The sequence below is a fragment of the Roseburia porci genome (assembly GCF_009695765.1).
GTDB classification, from domain to species: domain Bacteria; phylum Bacillota; class Clostridia; order Lachnospirales; family Lachnospiraceae; genus Roseburia; species Roseburia porci.
In genome coordinates, this window is record NZ_VUNI01000016.1 from 1 (window position 1) to 14,944 (window position 14,944).

The following is a 14,944-nucleotide window of genomic DNA, read 5'->3' on the forward strand; positions in this document are numbered from 1 at the left end:
CATAGGATTCCATAATAGCCTTTCTTATGGGGTAAGGGGAATTATACACGTTTTATGAAATATAACTACTGTTGTATCCATAATAAAAAGGACGCATGAAAAAACTTTCGTTTTTTCACACGCCCTTCATCAAATCTTTATTTTTTTCTGTTAGGTTATATTTCAGTAAGAAATGAAATATAGAAGGAAGGATAGTAAAGATGGAAATGATGTTACAGACACAAAATCTATGTAAATATTTTAGAAAACAGAAAGCGGTAAATAATGTTTCACTTAATATCGAAAAGGGACAGATTTATGGACTGCTTGGACCGAATGGCGCTGGTAAATCTACCACATTGAAAATGCTGACCGGTATGATGAAACCAACTGCAGGAAAGATTTACTTTGATGGAAAACTTTTGGATAGGAAAGATTTATCAAAAATAGGAGCGTTAATTGAAAATCCGCCTATTTATGAAAATCTTTCCGCCAGAGAGAATTTGAAGGTAAGACAATTATTGCTTGGTACAGATGAAAACAGAATTGATGAGGTCTTGCAGATTGTATCACTTACAAACACCGGAAAGAAGAAAGCAGGACAGTTTTCTTTGGGGATGAAGCAAAGACTAGGCATTGCAATGGCATTGCTTGGAGAACCGGAACTTTTGATATTGGATGAACCTACGAATGGATTAGATCCAATAGGCATCGAGGAATTACGAGAGCTGATCCGGTCTTTTCCGGAACAGGGAATCACTGTAATTCTCTCCAGTCATATTCTCTCAGAGGTACAGTTACTTGCAGATAAAGTCGGGATTATTTCAGGTGGAATCTTAGGATACGAAGGAGCATTAAAGCAGGGAGATAATCTTGAAGATTTGTTTATGAATGTGGTAAGAAAAAACCAGAAAGCAGGTGAAATCCATGGTTAATATTATAAAAGCAGAACATCAAAAAGCCAAAAGAACCATGCGAAAAAAGTTTCTCTGGGGATTTCCTCTTCTTACATTTGTCATGGCATTTATATTTACTCTTGGGATGACAAATGCTTATGCAGAAAGTGTTTGGAACTGGTGGTATACACTTTTGCTGCCGGGGATGATTGCTCTATTTTGTTATCTTTCTGTGGCGCAGGAGAAAAAGATAAAATACTATCATTTAATGACTATTCCCACAGACAGAAGAAAATTGTTGCTGGGGAAAATTATTTATATTGGGTACATGATTTTGTTTTCTAATGTGATTGTGTTTGCAGGAGCAACGCTTGGAGGCTTTCTTCTAACGACACATGTTCCAGTTGGAGGAGCGTTGATTGCAGTATTGTTTCTGACGGTTTCTGAGTTATGGGAGATTCCGGTAGCTTTATTTTTAAGTGAACGATTTGGAATGATTGTAAACCTGTTCGTCTGCCTATTTATTACCGTCAGCGGTGTGGTAATATCACAAACCAGAATCTGGTATGTACTTGTTTCTGCAATCCCTATGCGAATGATGTGCCCGTTGCTTCATGTTTTACCAAATGGACTTGCCGCAGAAGCAGGGAATCCTCTTTTGGATACGGGAGTCATTGTTCCGGGAATGTGTCTCTCAATCATCTGGTTTGTTTTTGTAACGGTTCTGTTTTTGAAATGGTTTGAGAGAAGAGAGGTGAAATAAGATGATTGGAAGATCTCTTAATGCAGACTTGCGAAAGATGAAAGGAACATCTGTGATTCTGGCACACTTACTGATTCCGATTATAACCAGCGTTATATTTTTAATATATTACTTTTTTTCACCATGGAATGAAAATATGAAAGTGATTGCATTTTATCAGGCAATAGGAGCAGGACTTCCGGTACTTATTGGAATTTTTACAGCAAGTGTGATGGAACAGGAACAAAATGCAGGTGATTTTCAAAATCTGTTGTCTTTACCGGATAAACCTGCAGCATTTTTATCGAAACTGTTGATGCTACTGGTTTTGTGTCTGTGCTCTATCCTATTGACAGCAATCATATTCGGAATTGGATTTGGAAGAATCGCATCAAGCGATATCGAAATCATGAAAGGATGTATATTTGCAGCATTGCTGCTGTGGGGAAGCAGTGTTCCACTTTATCTGTGGCAGCTGATTCTGGCTTTTCAGTTTGGAAAAGGGGTATCCATTGGAGCAGGGATTATATCAGGACTAATTAGTGCATTGATGCTTACCGGACTTGGAGATTATGTGTGGAAATATGTATTTGTCTGCTGGGCGGGTAGAGTACCATATACTTATCTGCAATCTGTATTGGGAGAAACTAGTGTAGGTGAATGGTTGTCATTCATACCAGGTTGCTTAATATTTACAGGGATTAGTATGGTATACTATTTTTGGTGGGTAAACCACTGGGAAGGAAACAGAATATCGGAATAGAATCGAGGGAAACTATGGCAAAAATACTGGCAGTTGATGATGAACCGGCAATTTTGGAAATGATAGAAAGCATTTTGAATAAGGATGGACATCTGGTTACCAAAGTAAGTAATCCACTAAAAATTAATATGGAAGAATTACATCGTTATGACCTGATTTTACTGGACATTATGATGCCTGGAATTGATGGCTTCGAATTATGCAAAAGAATTAGGATACTTGTGGATTGTCCGATTTTGTTTCTTACGGCAAAAACGGAGGAAAACAGTCTGGTAAACGGACTTTCTTTAGGAGCAGATGATTATATTTCAAAGCCATTTGGAGTGATGGAACTTCGGGCAAGGATCAATGCACATCTTAGAAGAGAGCACAGGGAACATTCTGTCCGGATGGTTTTGGGGAGGGTCTGTATTCAAATATCTCAAAAGAAACTATTGGTTGATGATAAGGAACTTCCTCTTACGAAAGCGGAGTACGAAATCTGTGAATTTCTGGCTAAAAACAGAGGACAGGTTTTCTCGAAGGAACAGATATTGGAAGCGGTCTTTGGCTTTGACAATGAGAGTAATGACAGTACTATAATCACGCATATCAAAAATATAAGAGCAAAATTTGCGGATTATGATTATACACCGATAAAAACAGTCTGGGGGATTGGATATAAATGGGAAGAGTAAAGAGAAGCAATGCACTCAGCAGGATTTTTATGAGATATGTACTGGTCATGCTTGGATCATTAGTTGGTTTGGTGATTGTTGCTTATCTGCTGCTGTACCTTTTGATTAGTGTGGGCTGTATTTATCCGGCAAATTATGCAGAGCAAAAGATTAATGAAGCATATGATACGATTCTACGTGCAGATAAAGTGACTGCTGAGATGATTCCCGCACTTTGTGATTATGTAATCTTTTCAGAGAATGGAGAGAAAATAGGTGGAGATCTGTCAGAACAATACGAACAGATAGCATGGAATGTTGCAAAGTACGGAAACGCATCCGGGAAATATTTTTATAAAGTAATTGTAAGGGAAAATGAATATGTTGTATTGCAATATCGCCTGACACCTCAATATCATTCAGCTTTTTTGAGGGAGCATTTTATAGGACCACAGAATGTGATGATTATTATGTCTGTGATTGGAGCGGTAGCGATTATCATCATTCCGTCCATACGTTTTGGAAAAAGAATCAAAAAGCAGATGCAGCCTGTATTAGACGCAATCGGACAAATAAAGGATCAAAATCTGGAATATGAGACATCCTGTTCCGGTATCAAAGAGTTTGATGACTGTTTATCGGCAATCGATGATATGCGAGATGCATTGCAAGAATCTTTAGAAAAGCAGTGGAAAACAGAGCAGGAAAAGAAACAGCAGATGTCTGCTTTGGCGCATGATATTAAAACACCTCTTACGATTGTACGGGGAAATGCAGAACTACTTTCAGAGACTGAACTGACCACAGAACAGAAGAATAATATCACTTATGTTTTGAACGGCACAACACAGATACAAAGTTATGTAAAACAGTTGATAGATGTCACAAAATCATGGAATTGCAGTGATGTTACCTATACAACGGTGAGGTTAGAAGATTTTTTCGCAGATATAAAGGAACAGGCACTCGGACTGGTAGAAATCTATCACCAGAAAATAGATTGGAAGGCGGGACAAAGTGATAAAAAGGTAACGATTGCTTATGATCCAATGTTCCGGGCCGTAATGAATATGATTCAGAATGCAGTGGAGCATACAAAAGAAAATGGAATCATTTATATTGACGCAAAGGAGCAGGATGGCCGGCTGACATTCATTGTGGAGGATAGCGGATCAGGATTTACAAAAGAAGCATTATTGCATGGCACAGAGCAGTTTTTTATGGATGACACAAGTAGAAATGGCGAAGCCCATTATGGGATGGGACTATTTTTTGCAAAAACTGTGGCTGAAAAATATGGTGGAGGTATTAAACTTTCAAATTCTGAAAATACAGGTGGGGCGAGGGTAGAAATATTTTTCCTGAGTAGTCAAGAAACAAGCTAAATAGACCGCAATTAAGCTATGTAAAAGAAATTTTACATGCTTTTATCTAATATGTAAAAGCCTTTTGATAGACATTACTACTACGTTTGCTGTAATCTCATGGAAGAAGGAGGCATACAGAATTATGATAGCTGATAAAATTAAAAATGCTCGTACTATAAAAAAACTTACACAGGAACAGGTTGCTGAAGACCTCAATGTTTCCAGGCAGACTATTTCTAACTGGGAAAATGGAAAATCACTACCTGATATTGTAAGCATTATAAGAATGAGTGAATTATATGATTTAAGCCTGGACGAATTATTGAAAGGAGATGCGACATTGCTTAATAAAATTGAAAGAGACATGAAAGTAGCCAAAGCTGAAAATAACGTTATCAAATTTGCATGGATATCTATTGTAATCGGTGTTGTTATGATTATTCTTGGGAATGTATTTGACGGCAACCCGTTCATTGATTTTATTTCGGCTGCATTGCCATGGGTACTTCTTGGATTAATGGTGCTATTTGCCATATTGTATCTTAATAAAGAAAATGACAATTAGAGAGATGAGCTTATAATATGCAAGTCAATCAGTATAGCATTCGCTTTATTGAAAAAGGACTTGCATATTCTCTTTGGATGTATTATTATAAAGCTAACGAACGATAGCTTACAGGCTATTAAATGATTATTTTAATGGAGAATGACAATGGGCACAAACAGAAAAGAAGAAATCATTCTGACAACGTTAGAGTTAGCTGCCGAAAAAGGACTTGCGGGAGTTTCCATGAGTATGATTGCTGATAAGATTGGTATCAAAAAGCCATCGCTTTATAAGCATTTTTCATCCAAGGATGAAATTGTGGAAGCAATGTATCAGTTTCTCAGAGAACAGTCCAAGAAAAATGCCAATATAAAGCCTGTGGATTTCAGCCAGCTTTTTCAAGGGAAAACTGCATACGAAGTATTGCAGGGAGTGGTGCAAGGTTATGTCAATATGAATCATCAGGAAAAACTGCTTACATTTTATAAGGTTATATATTCTGAGCGTAGCATTCAGCCGATGGCAGCCAGAATCGTTGCGGAAGAAACTGAGAGAATGATCATTGCAACAAAACAGCTATTTTATGCAATGGTGATACACAAGCTGCTTCATTTTGAAAATGCTGATATGAGTGCAGTAAGCTTTGCAATGACGGTTCATGGACTGATGGATTATGAACTGGATCAGAAGTATGGATATGATGAAGAACCCAAAAATCTTCTGGATGAATATCTGAAATGGTTTTGTACGGAGAATCAAGTGGAAGCTGGTGATTAACATGAGAAAAAAGAATTTTATGAATTATTGTGGACTGCTTGGAATTGTGGCATTACTTTCTTACACAGCGGCGGTTGTGTTTTCTCCACTTGCTTATCCCGGATATAACTGGATGGCACAGGCAGTCAGTGATCTGAGTGCTACGAATGCTCCGTCTCTGCGACTGTGGAATCAGCTTAGCAGCCTGTATAATATTTGTACTTTAATCTGTGCCATGATGGTTTGCGCAGGGATACAGGGAAAAGGAAGCAGGTTACTACGAACCGGAATCTATCTGTTTACCGCAATGGAGTGGATATCGGCAGTGGGATTTTCCGTGTTTCCGTTAAGTGATAGTGGCTATGCAGGGACATTTCAGGATAAAATGCATATTCTTTCAACGATTTTAGTTGTACTGCTATCCATCGTTTCGCTTGTTATACTTATCATAGCAGGAGTGAAGAGGAAAGAATATCGCAGTTTCGGTGTGTTTGCAGGAATTGCTCTGGGAATGATGTTAGTTGGTGCACTTGGAATGAATATCGTATCGAAAGAATATTTTGGTGTTGTTGAGCGGTTCAGCGTTTTTGCGGCAGTAGGATATAATGCAGTGCTGGGAATAGAATTGTTCAGAATTGACTTATGATTTAAGGAAATATGCGGGTGTGACGATTCGTATCGCGCATGTTACCAGGCGTTTCTTTCATTCTTTCAATATGTTTGTTACTTTAGGATCAGCTCATGAGTAAAACAAGCAAAGAGAAAGGATAAACAGAAATTATGAAAAATGAAAGAAGAAACATGTGCGGTGGAGTGATATACTTATTGGGATTTGTCTTATGGACAATTATGATTCAGGTGTTTGATGTGAAGCCGGAAGGAATAGACGGAACAGATATTGGTTTTTCGACAATCAATGTCTGGTTTCATAACCTGACAGGTGTTCATATGAAAATTTATACCATCACAGACTGGCTTGGTCTTGTTGCTGTATTTGTATGCATGGGTTTTGGACTGTTGGGATTATGTCAGTGGATCAAAAGAAGAAAACTTTTAAAGGTGGATTTTGACATCCGAATGCTTGGTGTGTTTTATGTCATTGTAATTTTGGAGTATTTGATTTTTGAGATGATACCGATTAATTACAGACCAATTTTTATCGAAGGAAGAATGGAAGCATCGTATCCATCGTCTACAACACTCCTTGTGCTAAGTGTAATGCCGACCTTAATATTTGAATTGAAAAGGCGGATGAAGAAAGGACTTGTGCGAAAAATACTTATATTTGTGACAGCATCATTTAGTCTTTTTATGGTAATCGGAAGAACTGTTGCAGGAGTTCACTGGCTGACAGATATTGTTGGTGCAATCCTGCTAAGTACAGGTTCTTATCTGATATATAAAGCAATCGTTTTGATGCATGATAAGAGGTGATCATTTGGAATTTCATGAAAAATTACAGGAACTAAGAAAAAGCAGAAACCTCACACAGGAAGAACTGGCAGAGGAGCTATATGTTTCGAGAACTGCAATCTCAAAATGGGAATCGGGCAGAGGATATCCCAGTATTGATTCATTAAAAGCAATAGCAGGCTTCTTTTCCATTTCGATTGATGAACTTCTGTCGGCAGACGCTTTGGTATCTATTGCTGAAAAGGAAAACAGGTCAAATATCCAAAGAATATGTGATGTGTTGTTTGGAACTGTTGATTTAATCGGAATCTTGCTTGCACTATTGCCTCTATACTCCAGACAGATGGATAACTCTGTAATAGCAGTGAATCTCTGGAATTTTAAACCGGAAAATAATTGGATTAGTATTATCTGCTGGGTTCTGATTGTGGCATTCGTTCTACTTGGAATTGTAAAAATAGTATTAAATTATATGCATATAGATAAGGGAAAAGATATTATTACTATCAGTTCCGTATTGATCAGCATGATAGCGGTCTTGTATTTTTCAATGGTAAGAGAAACCTATTGCGTTGTGATAGTTTTTCTTCAGTTGATGATAAAAGGCGGGTTACTTTTTTATGCTATTGGGAAAGGCGGTATGAAGGAGCGTAAGGATGCTTGAATTAACATAGGGATTGCATTGGAAAAGAGATGGTAAGCCTTGACATGTTTATTCAGTGTGCTATACTATAAATGAATTTACAATAAACTAATTTATAATATAAAGGTGAGTATTCAGCACAGACCGAATCACTTGCTGATGAGGTCGTAAGAACATGATTCTGGTGTGAGCAGATTCCATTCGCATAGCGAATTTTCATGAATCTGCGAAATGTAATTATGAAGGTACTGAATAATTACATATGGAGGTTAATATGCCAAGTAGTCCTAAAATTAAAAAAGAAGATATGCTGAAAACAGCATTGGATATTGTAATGGAGAGTGGATATTCAGCTCTAAATATTAAAGAGGTAGCGAAAAGGCTGGGATGCTCTACGGCACCGATTTCATGGCAGTTTGGCGGTATGGACGGTTTGAGAACAGAGCTAATCCCGTTTGCAGAGCAATATGTGGAAGAAGAATATTATCGCAGAAAGGAAGCTGTTGATGAATTATCAGCATTTGAGCTAAGAGGCAGAGGGACGATTGAGCTGGCGCTTGATAAGCCAATGCTTTTTCAGTTTCTCTATATGGGAGACAGGAGTCAGCTTTTAAGTGCAGGATTTCAGTTGAATACTGAGAATAATACAGGAATTTACAAACCATTAGCAGACAGGCTTGGAATTACTGTAAGTCAGGCAACAGATTTTTCTATGACAATGATTATATATACACATGGAATTGGTTCGCTGATTGCATCCGGGATTGTCAAGGATACAAAGGAGAATATGTTTCAGATGATCCACAACACAGGCATTACATATTTGAAAGGACTGGGAGCAAAGTTATGAATAAATATTTCAACTTATGCGGACTGACATTTGTTATTGTAATTCTAATCCCGAATATTGTTTTTTCGATTACTTGCAAAGATGGATTTGTAAATCACTATCAGAACAAGTTGGTAGAGACATTAGAGCAGATAGGAAGATTTGGCTGTTTTATCAACATCTGCAGATCGCCAATGGCTGAGTTTGTTTTAAAAGACATGGTTGCAAAGCGTGGGCTTGCAGAGCAGTTTGAAATTGCGTCGGCAGCCACAAGCACAGAGGAAATCTGGAATGGAGTAGGTAACCCGGTGTATCCTCCGGCAAAAGCTGAATTAGCAAAGCATGGCTTAAGCTGTGAAGGAAAAAGGGCAGTACAATTAAAGGCTTCTGATTATGATTATTACGATTACCTTATCGGTATGGACATGGAGAATATATCCAATATCGAAAGGATGACAGGTCATAAGGCAGGGGATAAAATACATTTACTTTTGGAATTTAACCATGAATCAAAATCGGTGAGAGATCCCTGGTATTATGATTGCTACGATGAAACATATCGTGATGTGGTAACAGGATGTACTGCATTTCTTGCATATTTAAAAGAACATAATAAGATTTAATTGTGATTTTGTCGGCTACATGATAAAATTTTCTCATCTGACACACGCTTCGATGAGTATTTCTTGTTGTTGCGCCTGGAAGATAAAGATAATTTGTCACTAACACAGAAATTAGATTGATGTGGAAGAAACCGGCAGAACATAGGTATGAAAGAGACTGGACAGGCAGTTTCTTGTTTTTGTATGCATATTTTGGCTGTATCTTCTACGGAAGATATGGCTTTTTTGTTATATAGAAAAGTTCTGTAAATAACCAGGTCATGAAGAAAGGGGAATATTGTGGAAACCAGAATTGCTTTGATTGGAATTATTGTAGAGAATCCGGATTCAGTGGAAGAACTGAATCATCTTCTGCATGAGTACGGACATTATATTATTGGACGGATGGGAATTCCTTACAGGGAACGCAATCTGAATATTATCAGTGTTGCAATTGATGCACCACAGGATATCATCAGTGCACTTTCCGGTAAGATCGGTCGTCTGAATGGTATCGGAGTAAAAACGGTATATTCCAACATAACCGGAAATAATGCAACAAACAGCTAGAGAGATGATCCAGGAGATCAAATGCAGGCGGGATATCAGCATAGAACAGCTGGAATATCTGCTTACAACGGAGAACAAAGATTGTCTGGAAATGCTTCGTGAGGAAGCAGTGCAGACAGCACAAAAGATTTATGGAAACCAGGTGTTTATACGCGGGCTGATCGAGTTTACGAATTACTGTAAAAACGACTGTTATTACTGCGGAATACGAAGAAGCAACCATTGCGCCGATCGTTACCGCCTTACAAAAGAAGAGATTTTATCCTGTACAGATACCGGATATAAACTGGGCTTTCGTACGTTTGTACTTCAGGGTGGGGAGGATCCTTATTTTACGGATGAGAGGATCTGCGAGCTGGTATCGGAGATCAGACAAAAACATCCGGATTGTGCAATCACACTGTCGATCGGTGAGAAAAGCAAAGAGAGTTATCAGAGATATTTTGATGCAGGCGCGGATCGTTATCTGCTTCGCCATGAAACAGCAAATGGGACGCATTACAGAAGGCTGCATCCGGATGAACTTTCTTTGGAACATCGCAAACAGTGTCTTTGGGATTTGAAGGAGATCGGCTATCAGGTTGGATGTGGATTTATGGTAGGCTCTCCTGGGCAGACGACAGAGACTTTATATGAAGATCTGCAGTTTATTCGGAAACTGATGCCACATATGGTTGGAATTGGACCATTTATCCCACAGAAAGATACACCGTTTGCCAGGGAACCAGCAGGAACGATGGAGCAGACGTTACGGCTGCTTTCGATCATCCGGCTGATCCATCCGCATGTACTTTTACCGGCAACTACGGCTCTTGGAACAATTCACCCGAAAGGGCGTGAACTTGGAATTCAGTCCGGAGCCAATGTTGTAATGCCGAATCTGTCACCGGTAGATGTAAGGGATAAATACAAATTGTATGATAACAAGATCTGCACCGGAGATGAGGCGGCCGAATGCCGGTTCTGCATGGAAAACCGCATGAAAAGCATCGGCTATCAGGTCGTAGTATCCCGTGGAGATTATATTTAAGTTGGAAGGAAAAGAAAATGTATAACGTTAAATCATTAAAAGCAGAAGAATTTATTTCAGACGAAGAAATTTTAGATACACTTGCCTATGCGGATGCCAATAAGGACAATGTCGAACTGATCGACGCAATTATTGACAAAGCGCGTTTGAGAAAAGGACTGACACACAGGGAGGCATCAGTGCTTCTGGCATGTGAGATTCCTGAGAAAATCGATGAGGTATATAAACTTGCAGAGCAGATTAAGAAGGATTTTTACGGAAACCGTATCGTATTATTCGCTCCGTTATATCTGTCAAACTACTGCGTCAATGGCTGTGTATACTGCCCATACCATATGAAAAATAAGCATATTGCAAGAAAAAAACTGACACAGGAAGAGATTGTGAAGGAAGTAACAGCACTTCAGGATATGGGACACAAACGTCTTGCAATCGAGGCAGGAGAAGATCCAGTGAATAATCCGATTGAATACATCCTGGAATGCATTAAGACAATATACAGCATCAAGCACAAAAACGGTGCAATTCGCCGTGTCAATGTCAACATTGCAGCGACTACGGTAGAGAATTACCGCAAATTAAAAGAAGCCGGTATCGGAACCTATATCCTGTTTCAGGAGACTTATCATAAAAAGAGTTATGAGAAGTTGCATCCGACAGGACCAAAACACGATTATGCTTATCACACAGAGGCAATGGACCGTGCCATGGAAGGTGGAATCGATGATGTGGGACTGGGTGTGTTATTCGGTCTTGAGATGTACCGTTATGAGTTTGCCGGTCTTCTGATGCATGCAGAGCATTTAGAGGCAGTACACGGTGTCGGACCACATACCATCAGTGTACCGAGAATCAAACATGCGGATGATATTGATCCGAGTGCGTTTGACAATGGCATCACAGATGATACATTTGCGAAAATCTGTGCTTTGATCCGTATTTCAGTGCCATACACAGGAATGATCATTTCTACAAGAGAGAGTCAGCAGGTTCGTGAAAAAGTACTTCCACTTGGTGTATCACAGATCTCAGGAGCATCCAGAACAAGTGTCGGCGGTTATGCTGAGGCAGAACCGGAAGAAGAGAGCTCAGAACAGTTTGATGTCAGCGACCAGAGAACTTTGGATGAAGTTGTAAACTGGCTGATCAAAATGGATTATATTCCAAGTTTCTGTACTGCATGTTACAGAGAGGGAAGAACCGGCGACCGTTTTATGGCACTTTGCAAAAGCATGCAGATTTTAAACTGCTGTCATCCGAACGCACTTATGACTTTAAAAGAGTATCTGGAGGATTATGCGAGTGAGGAGACAAGAACACTTGGTATGGCTTTAATCGACCGTGAGCTTGAGAAGATCACCAATCCAAAGGTAAAACAGACAGCATATGAACATATTCATGATATTTCAGAAGGAAAACGTGATTTCCGTTTTTAATTGTGACAGGCATTTTTAGTTGAAAAAGGAGGAAGTGTAGTGGCATCATTCAATGAAACACCATCTGCAAACCGCTTACATATTGGTGTTTATGGAAAAACAAACAGTGGAAAGTCTTCTTTGATCAATGCATTGACCGGACAGAAGGTATCGATTGTCGCTGATGTGGCAGGCACAACTACAGACCCGGTGTATAAACCGATGGAGATCCAGCCGTTAGGTGCATGCGTGATCATTGATACAGCCGGATTTGATGATGAAAGCGAGCTTGGTGCAAAAAGAGTGGAAAAGACAAAGCTTGCAGCACAAAAGACGGATATCGCAGTCATTGTCATAGCAGGAACGGACCCAGGAGTATGTCCACAGGGAAAGTTAAGCGAAAGATTTCCGGATGAGGCTGAGTGGTATCGTTTGTTTAAAGAGAGACATACACCGGTATTTTTTGTTGTAAATAAGGCGGATCAGGACAGTGAGAAGGCAGGAATTTTGACAGACTGGCTGAAAAAGCAGACCGGAGAAGAAGTTCTTATGGTCAGTGCCAGGACGAAAAATGGGATGGATGAAGTAAAATCCACGCTTACACGTCTGCTTCCAGAGAATTACGGGGAAGAATTTATTACAGGAGATCTCGTAAAGGAAGATGATCTGGTGCTTCTTGTTATGCCACAGGATATTCAGGCGCCGAAGGGCCGCCTGATCCTTCCTCAGGTACAGACAATCCGTGAACTTTTAGATAAAAAATGTCTTGTGGTAAGTGTGACAACCGACAAGCTTACGACGATGCTTTCACTTTTAAAGGAACCGCCGAAGCTGATCATTACTGATTCCCAGGTGTTTGGGTATGTTTATGAACACAAACCAAAAGAAAGTATGCTGACTTCTTTTTCTGTGCTTTTTGCTGCTTATAAAGGCGATCTTTTGTATTATCTGGAAGGGGCAAAAGCAATCGACAGTCTGAAGGCGGATTCGAAAGTGCTGATCGCGGAATGCTGTACACATGCACCTCTGACAGAAGATATTGGAAGAGTAAAGCTTCCGCGCATGTTAAGAAAACGCGCCGGAGAAGCGTTGACCATAGATATGGTGAGTGGAACGGATTTCCCGGAAGACGTCAGTGGATATGATCTGATCATTCAGTGTGGAGCCTGCATGTTTAACCGGAAATATGTACTTTCCAGAATTGACCGGGCAAGAGCCCAGCAGGTGCCGATGACGAATTATGGAGTTACGATTGCGCATCTTACCGGCATTTTAGATCAGGTTACAAAGCCGTAGCCTGGATTTTATCCCAATTTTGTCAAAAATTATGATATACTTGATATAATATATATTTAATTGCGAAACTATTAAAATTTTAACTAAGCATGTACTTACAGTACATGTCAGAGTAAATTTCAATAGTTTCGCAATTACCGGATATATCATATGACAGGGAGGGGATAGTGATGAAAAAAAAGAGATTTTTTCTTCCAGTTATTGCAGCCATGATTCTTCTGGCCGGTTGTGGAAACCAGACAGTCGAGCAGGCGATAAATGCGGATAAGGGGCAGGCTGAAACGGATGCAGGTGAATCCGTTAAAAAAAGTAAACATGTTAAAAAGGACACCAAAAAAGAAAAAGATACAGAGCTGTCAGATACGGAAGAAGCTGAGGCTGTCGAGAAAGAGGATGCTTATTTTGAGGTGAAAAGTCTGAGTGATTCCAATGACCAGAAAGAGGATCAGACAGAGATTTTTGTTTCCAGCTATCAGTATTATACGATCACCGGAGGCAAGGGAGATCAGGCTGTTATAGATAAGGTGAATCAGGCGTTGAATGACGATCTTTCGAAAGCAAAGGAGAACTCGGACTCTACACTTGCGGAGGCAAAGAGCGGATATACGGATTATCAGGCATATCAGGAAACGCTTCCAAAGGAAGAACGGCAGAAGTTTAGCCCATATGCACTTTATTATCAGAGCAGCATTGTCCGGAATGATGAACAGGTGTTCAGCATCTGTGTCCGGATCGATGTCAATTTTCAGGGAGCGCATGGCGATTATTCCTATCACTGTCTGAACTTTGATGCACAGACGGGGGATGTGATTGGCTGGAATGATCTTTCGGATGATACAAAGCAGTTTGAGGCCAATGTGATCTCACTGGTGCAGGATATTTCAAAAAGCGAAGACTATGCGGATCGATTCTATGATGTGGACACAACGGATTTTTCGTCTGCAATACTGCAGGATGGGACGTTTGCACTTACGGAAGAAGGGATGGAGATTGTGATCGATCCTTATATTTTCGGACCGTATGCATCCGGTGCTTTTTCATTCCGATTGAAAGCAGATCAGCTGGCTGGAATAAAAGAACAATATATTTTTAAAAAAATTTAGAATTTTTTCTTGCAATTGAAATTTTTATATGGTATAACATTTACAACATTAACATAGTAAAGCGTTGAAGGAGACTCGGATCTTCAGACATCGACAGGAATACAGCGTCACCGACTGAGAGCGTTGTTTGAAAGAGGAGATTACGGGAACACTACCGGAGCAGATCAGTTGAACAGGAAGCGATTCAAGTAGGCTGATACGTAAGTGCACGTTACGCACGTTGAGTGGAAAAATGAGATGATGTTATCATTTTTCAATGCGGGTGGTACCGCGGAATGAATAAGAATTTCGCCCCTGGAACAAAGTTGTTCAGCAATTTTGTTTCAGGGGTTTTTGT

The 14,944-nt window shown here is 39.6% G+C and carries 17 protein-coding genes; all 17 read left to right on the plus strand.

Features of this window, described 5'->3' with window-relative positions:
- The first annotated feature begins 200 nt into the window (after positions 1 to 200).
- On the plus strand, positions 201 to 914 hold the full coding sequence (locus FYJ75_RS09545) for a lantibiotic protection ABC transporter ATP-binding protein (protein ID WP_005609481.1): 714 nt from the start codon (positions 201 to 203) through the stop codon (positions 912 to 914).
- Positions 907 to 1,638 (plus strand): lantibiotic immunity ABC transporter MutE/EpiE family permease subunit, encoded by a 732-nt coding sequence (locus FYJ75_RS09550; protein ID WP_154430227.1) that lies wholly within the window; start codon positions 907 to 909, stop codon positions 1,636 to 1,638. Before FYJ75_RS09545 ends, FYJ75_RS09550 begins: the two co-directional genes overlap by 8 nt.
- A 1-nt stretch (position 1,639) precedes the next feature.
- Positions 1,640 to 2,380: a lantibiotic immunity ABC transporter MutG family permease subunit gene (locus FYJ75_RS09555; protein WP_154430228.1), complete on the plus strand. Its 741-nt coding sequence runs from the start codon at positions 1,640 to 1,642 to the stop codon at positions 2,378 to 2,380.
- A gap of 14 nt (positions 2,381 to 2,394) precedes the next feature.
- Complete coding sequence (locus tag FYJ75_RS09560) at positions 2,395 to 3,057, plus strand: response regulator transcription factor (RefSeq protein WP_005359225.1); 663 nt, start codon at positions 2,395 to 2,397, stop codon at positions 3,055 to 3,057.
- Positions 3,045 to 4,421, plus strand: a complete 1,377-nt coding sequence (locus FYJ75_RS09565) for a sensor histidine kinase (RefSeq protein ID WP_154430229.1) — start codon at positions 3,045 to 3,047, stop codon at positions 4,419 to 4,421. Before FYJ75_RS09560 ends, FYJ75_RS09565 begins: the two co-directional genes overlap by 13 nt.
- Before the next feature lie 124 nt (positions 4,422 to 4,545).
- The gene (locus FYJ75_RS09570) at positions 4,546 to 4,968 is read left to right on the plus strand and encodes a helix-turn-helix domain-containing protein (protein WP_154430230.1); all 423 of its coding nucleotides are present in this window, start codon (positions 4,546 to 4,548) and stop codon (positions 4,966 to 4,968) included.
- A 147-nt stretch (positions 4,969 to 5,115) separates the two neighbouring features.
- On the plus strand, positions 5,116 to 5,727 hold the full coding sequence (locus FYJ75_RS09575) for a TetR/AcrR family transcriptional regulator (protein WP_195838986.1): 612 nt from the start codon (positions 5,116 to 5,118) through the stop codon (positions 5,725 to 5,727).
- Position 5,728: 1 nt separating this feature from the next.
- Positions 5,729 to 6,352 carry a DUF998 domain-containing protein gene (locus tag FYJ75_RS09580; RefSeq protein WP_154430232.1) on the plus strand — a complete coding sequence of 208 codons (624 nt, stop codon included), beginning with the start codon at positions 5,729 to 5,731 and terminating at the stop codon, positions 6,350 to 6,352.
- A 134-nt stretch (positions 6,353 to 6,486) separates the two neighbouring features.
- The gene (locus FYJ75_RS09585; RefSeq protein ID WP_154430233.1) at positions 6,487 to 7,140 is read left to right on the plus strand and encodes a phosphatase PAP2 family protein; all 654 of its coding nucleotides are present in this window, start codon (positions 6,487 to 6,489) and stop codon (positions 7,138 to 7,140) included.
- 4 nt (positions 7,141 to 7,144) lie between these two features.
- A complete protein-coding gene (locus tag FYJ75_RS09590; RefSeq protein WP_235907066.1) occupies positions 7,145 to 7,783 on the plus strand; it encodes a helix-turn-helix domain-containing protein in 639 nt (212 codons plus the stop codon).
- 253 nt (positions 7,784 to 8,036) lie between these two features.
- Entirely contained in the window at positions 8,037 to 8,612 is a 576-nt protein-coding gene (locus tag FYJ75_RS09595) for a TetR/AcrR family transcriptional regulator (RefSeq protein WP_195838987.1), read from the plus strand.
- Between the two features lie 131 nt (positions 8,613 to 8,743).
- Positions 8,744 to 9,214, plus strand: coding sequence for a low molecular weight protein-tyrosine-phosphatase (locus tag FYJ75_RS09600; RefSeq protein WP_328596917.1), 471 nt, complete (start codon positions 8,744 to 8,746; stop codon positions 9,212 to 9,214).
- Between the two features lie 279 nt (positions 9,215 to 9,493).
- Positions 9,494 to 9,763 (plus strand): TM1266 family iron-only hydrogenase system putative regulator, encoded by a 270-nt coding sequence (locus FYJ75_RS09605; protein WP_328596911.1) that lies wholly within the window; start codon positions 9,494 to 9,496, stop codon positions 9,761 to 9,763.
- A 4-nt stretch (positions 9,764 to 9,767) separates the two neighbouring features.
- On the plus strand, positions 9,768 to 10,793 hold the full coding sequence (gene hydE, locus FYJ75_RS09610; protein WP_235907067.1) for a [FeFe] hydrogenase H-cluster radical SAM maturase HydE: 1,026 nt from the start codon (positions 9,768 to 9,770) through the stop codon (positions 10,791 to 10,793).
- A 17-nt stretch (positions 10,794 to 10,810) separates the two neighbouring features.
- Positions 10,811 to 12,229, plus strand: a complete 1,419-nt coding sequence (gene hydG, locus FYJ75_RS09615) for a [FeFe] hydrogenase H-cluster radical SAM maturase HydG (RefSeq protein WP_154430238.1) — start codon at positions 10,811 to 10,813, stop codon at positions 12,227 to 12,229.
- Between the two features lie 39 nt (positions 12,230 to 12,268).
- Positions 12,269 to 13,504: a [FeFe] hydrogenase H-cluster maturation GTPase HydF gene (hydF, locus tag FYJ75_RS09620; RefSeq protein WP_328596912.1), complete on the plus strand. Its 1,236-nt coding sequence runs from the start codon at positions 12,269 to 12,271 to the stop codon at positions 13,502 to 13,504.
- Between the two features lie 170 nt (positions 13,505 to 13,674).
- The gene (locus FYJ75_RS09625; RefSeq protein WP_154430239.1) at positions 13,675 to 14,607 is read left to right on the plus strand and encodes an RsiV family protein; all 933 of its coding nucleotides are present in this window, start codon (positions 13,675 to 13,677) and stop codon (positions 14,605 to 14,607) included.
- Positions 14,608 to 14,944 lie beyond the last annotated feature (337 nt).

Bases quoted from the DNA above. Each gene is read 5' to 3' on its own strand.
- FYJ75_RS09545 (WP_005609481.1), top strand. From the start codon at position 201: ATGGAAATGATGTTACAGACACAAAATCTATGTAAATATTTTAGAAAA.
- FYJ75_RS09550 (WP_154430227.1), top strand. From the start codon at position 907: ATGGTTAATATTATAAAAGCAGAACATCAAAAAGCCAAAAGAACCATG.
- FYJ75_RS09555 (WP_154430228.1), top strand. From the start codon at position 1,640: ATGATTGGAAGATCTCTTAATGCAGACTTGCGAAAGATGAAAGGAACA.
- FYJ75_RS09560 (WP_005359225.1), top strand. From the start codon at position 2,395: ATGGCAAAAATACTGGCAGTTGATGATGAACCGGCAATTTTGGAAATG.
- FYJ75_RS09565 (WP_154430229.1), top strand. From the start codon at position 3,045: ATGGGAAGAGTAAAGAGAAGCAATGCACTCAGCAGGATTTTTATGAGA.
- FYJ75_RS09570 (WP_154430230.1), top strand. From the start codon at position 4,546: ATGATAGCTGATAAAATTAAAAATGCTCGTACTATAAAAAAACTTACA.
- FYJ75_RS09575 (WP_195838986.1), top strand. From the start codon at position 5,116: ATGGGCACAAACAGAAAAGAAGAAATCATTCTGACAACGTTAGAGTTA.
- FYJ75_RS09580 (WP_154430232.1), top strand. From the start codon at position 5,729: ATGAGAAAAAAGAATTTTATGAATTATTGTGGACTGCTTGGAATTGTG.
- FYJ75_RS09585 (WP_154430233.1), top strand. From the start codon at position 6,487: ATGAAAAATGAAAGAAGAAACATGTGCGGTGGAGTGATATACTTATTG.
- FYJ75_RS09595 (WP_195838987.1), top strand. From the start codon at position 8,037: ATGCCAAGTAGTCCTAAAATTAAAAAAGAAGATATGCTGAAAACAGCA.
- hydE (WP_235907067.1), top strand. From the start codon at position 9,768: ATGATCCAGGAGATCAAATGCAGGCGGGATATCAGCATAGAACAGCTG.
- hydG (WP_154430238.1), top strand. From the start codon at position 10,811: ATGTATAACGTTAAATCATTAAAAGCAGAAGAATTTATTTCAGACGAA.
- FYJ75_RS09625 (WP_154430239.1), top strand. From the start codon at position 13,675: ATGAAAAAAAAGAGATTTTTTCTTCCAGTTATTGCAGCCATGATTCTT.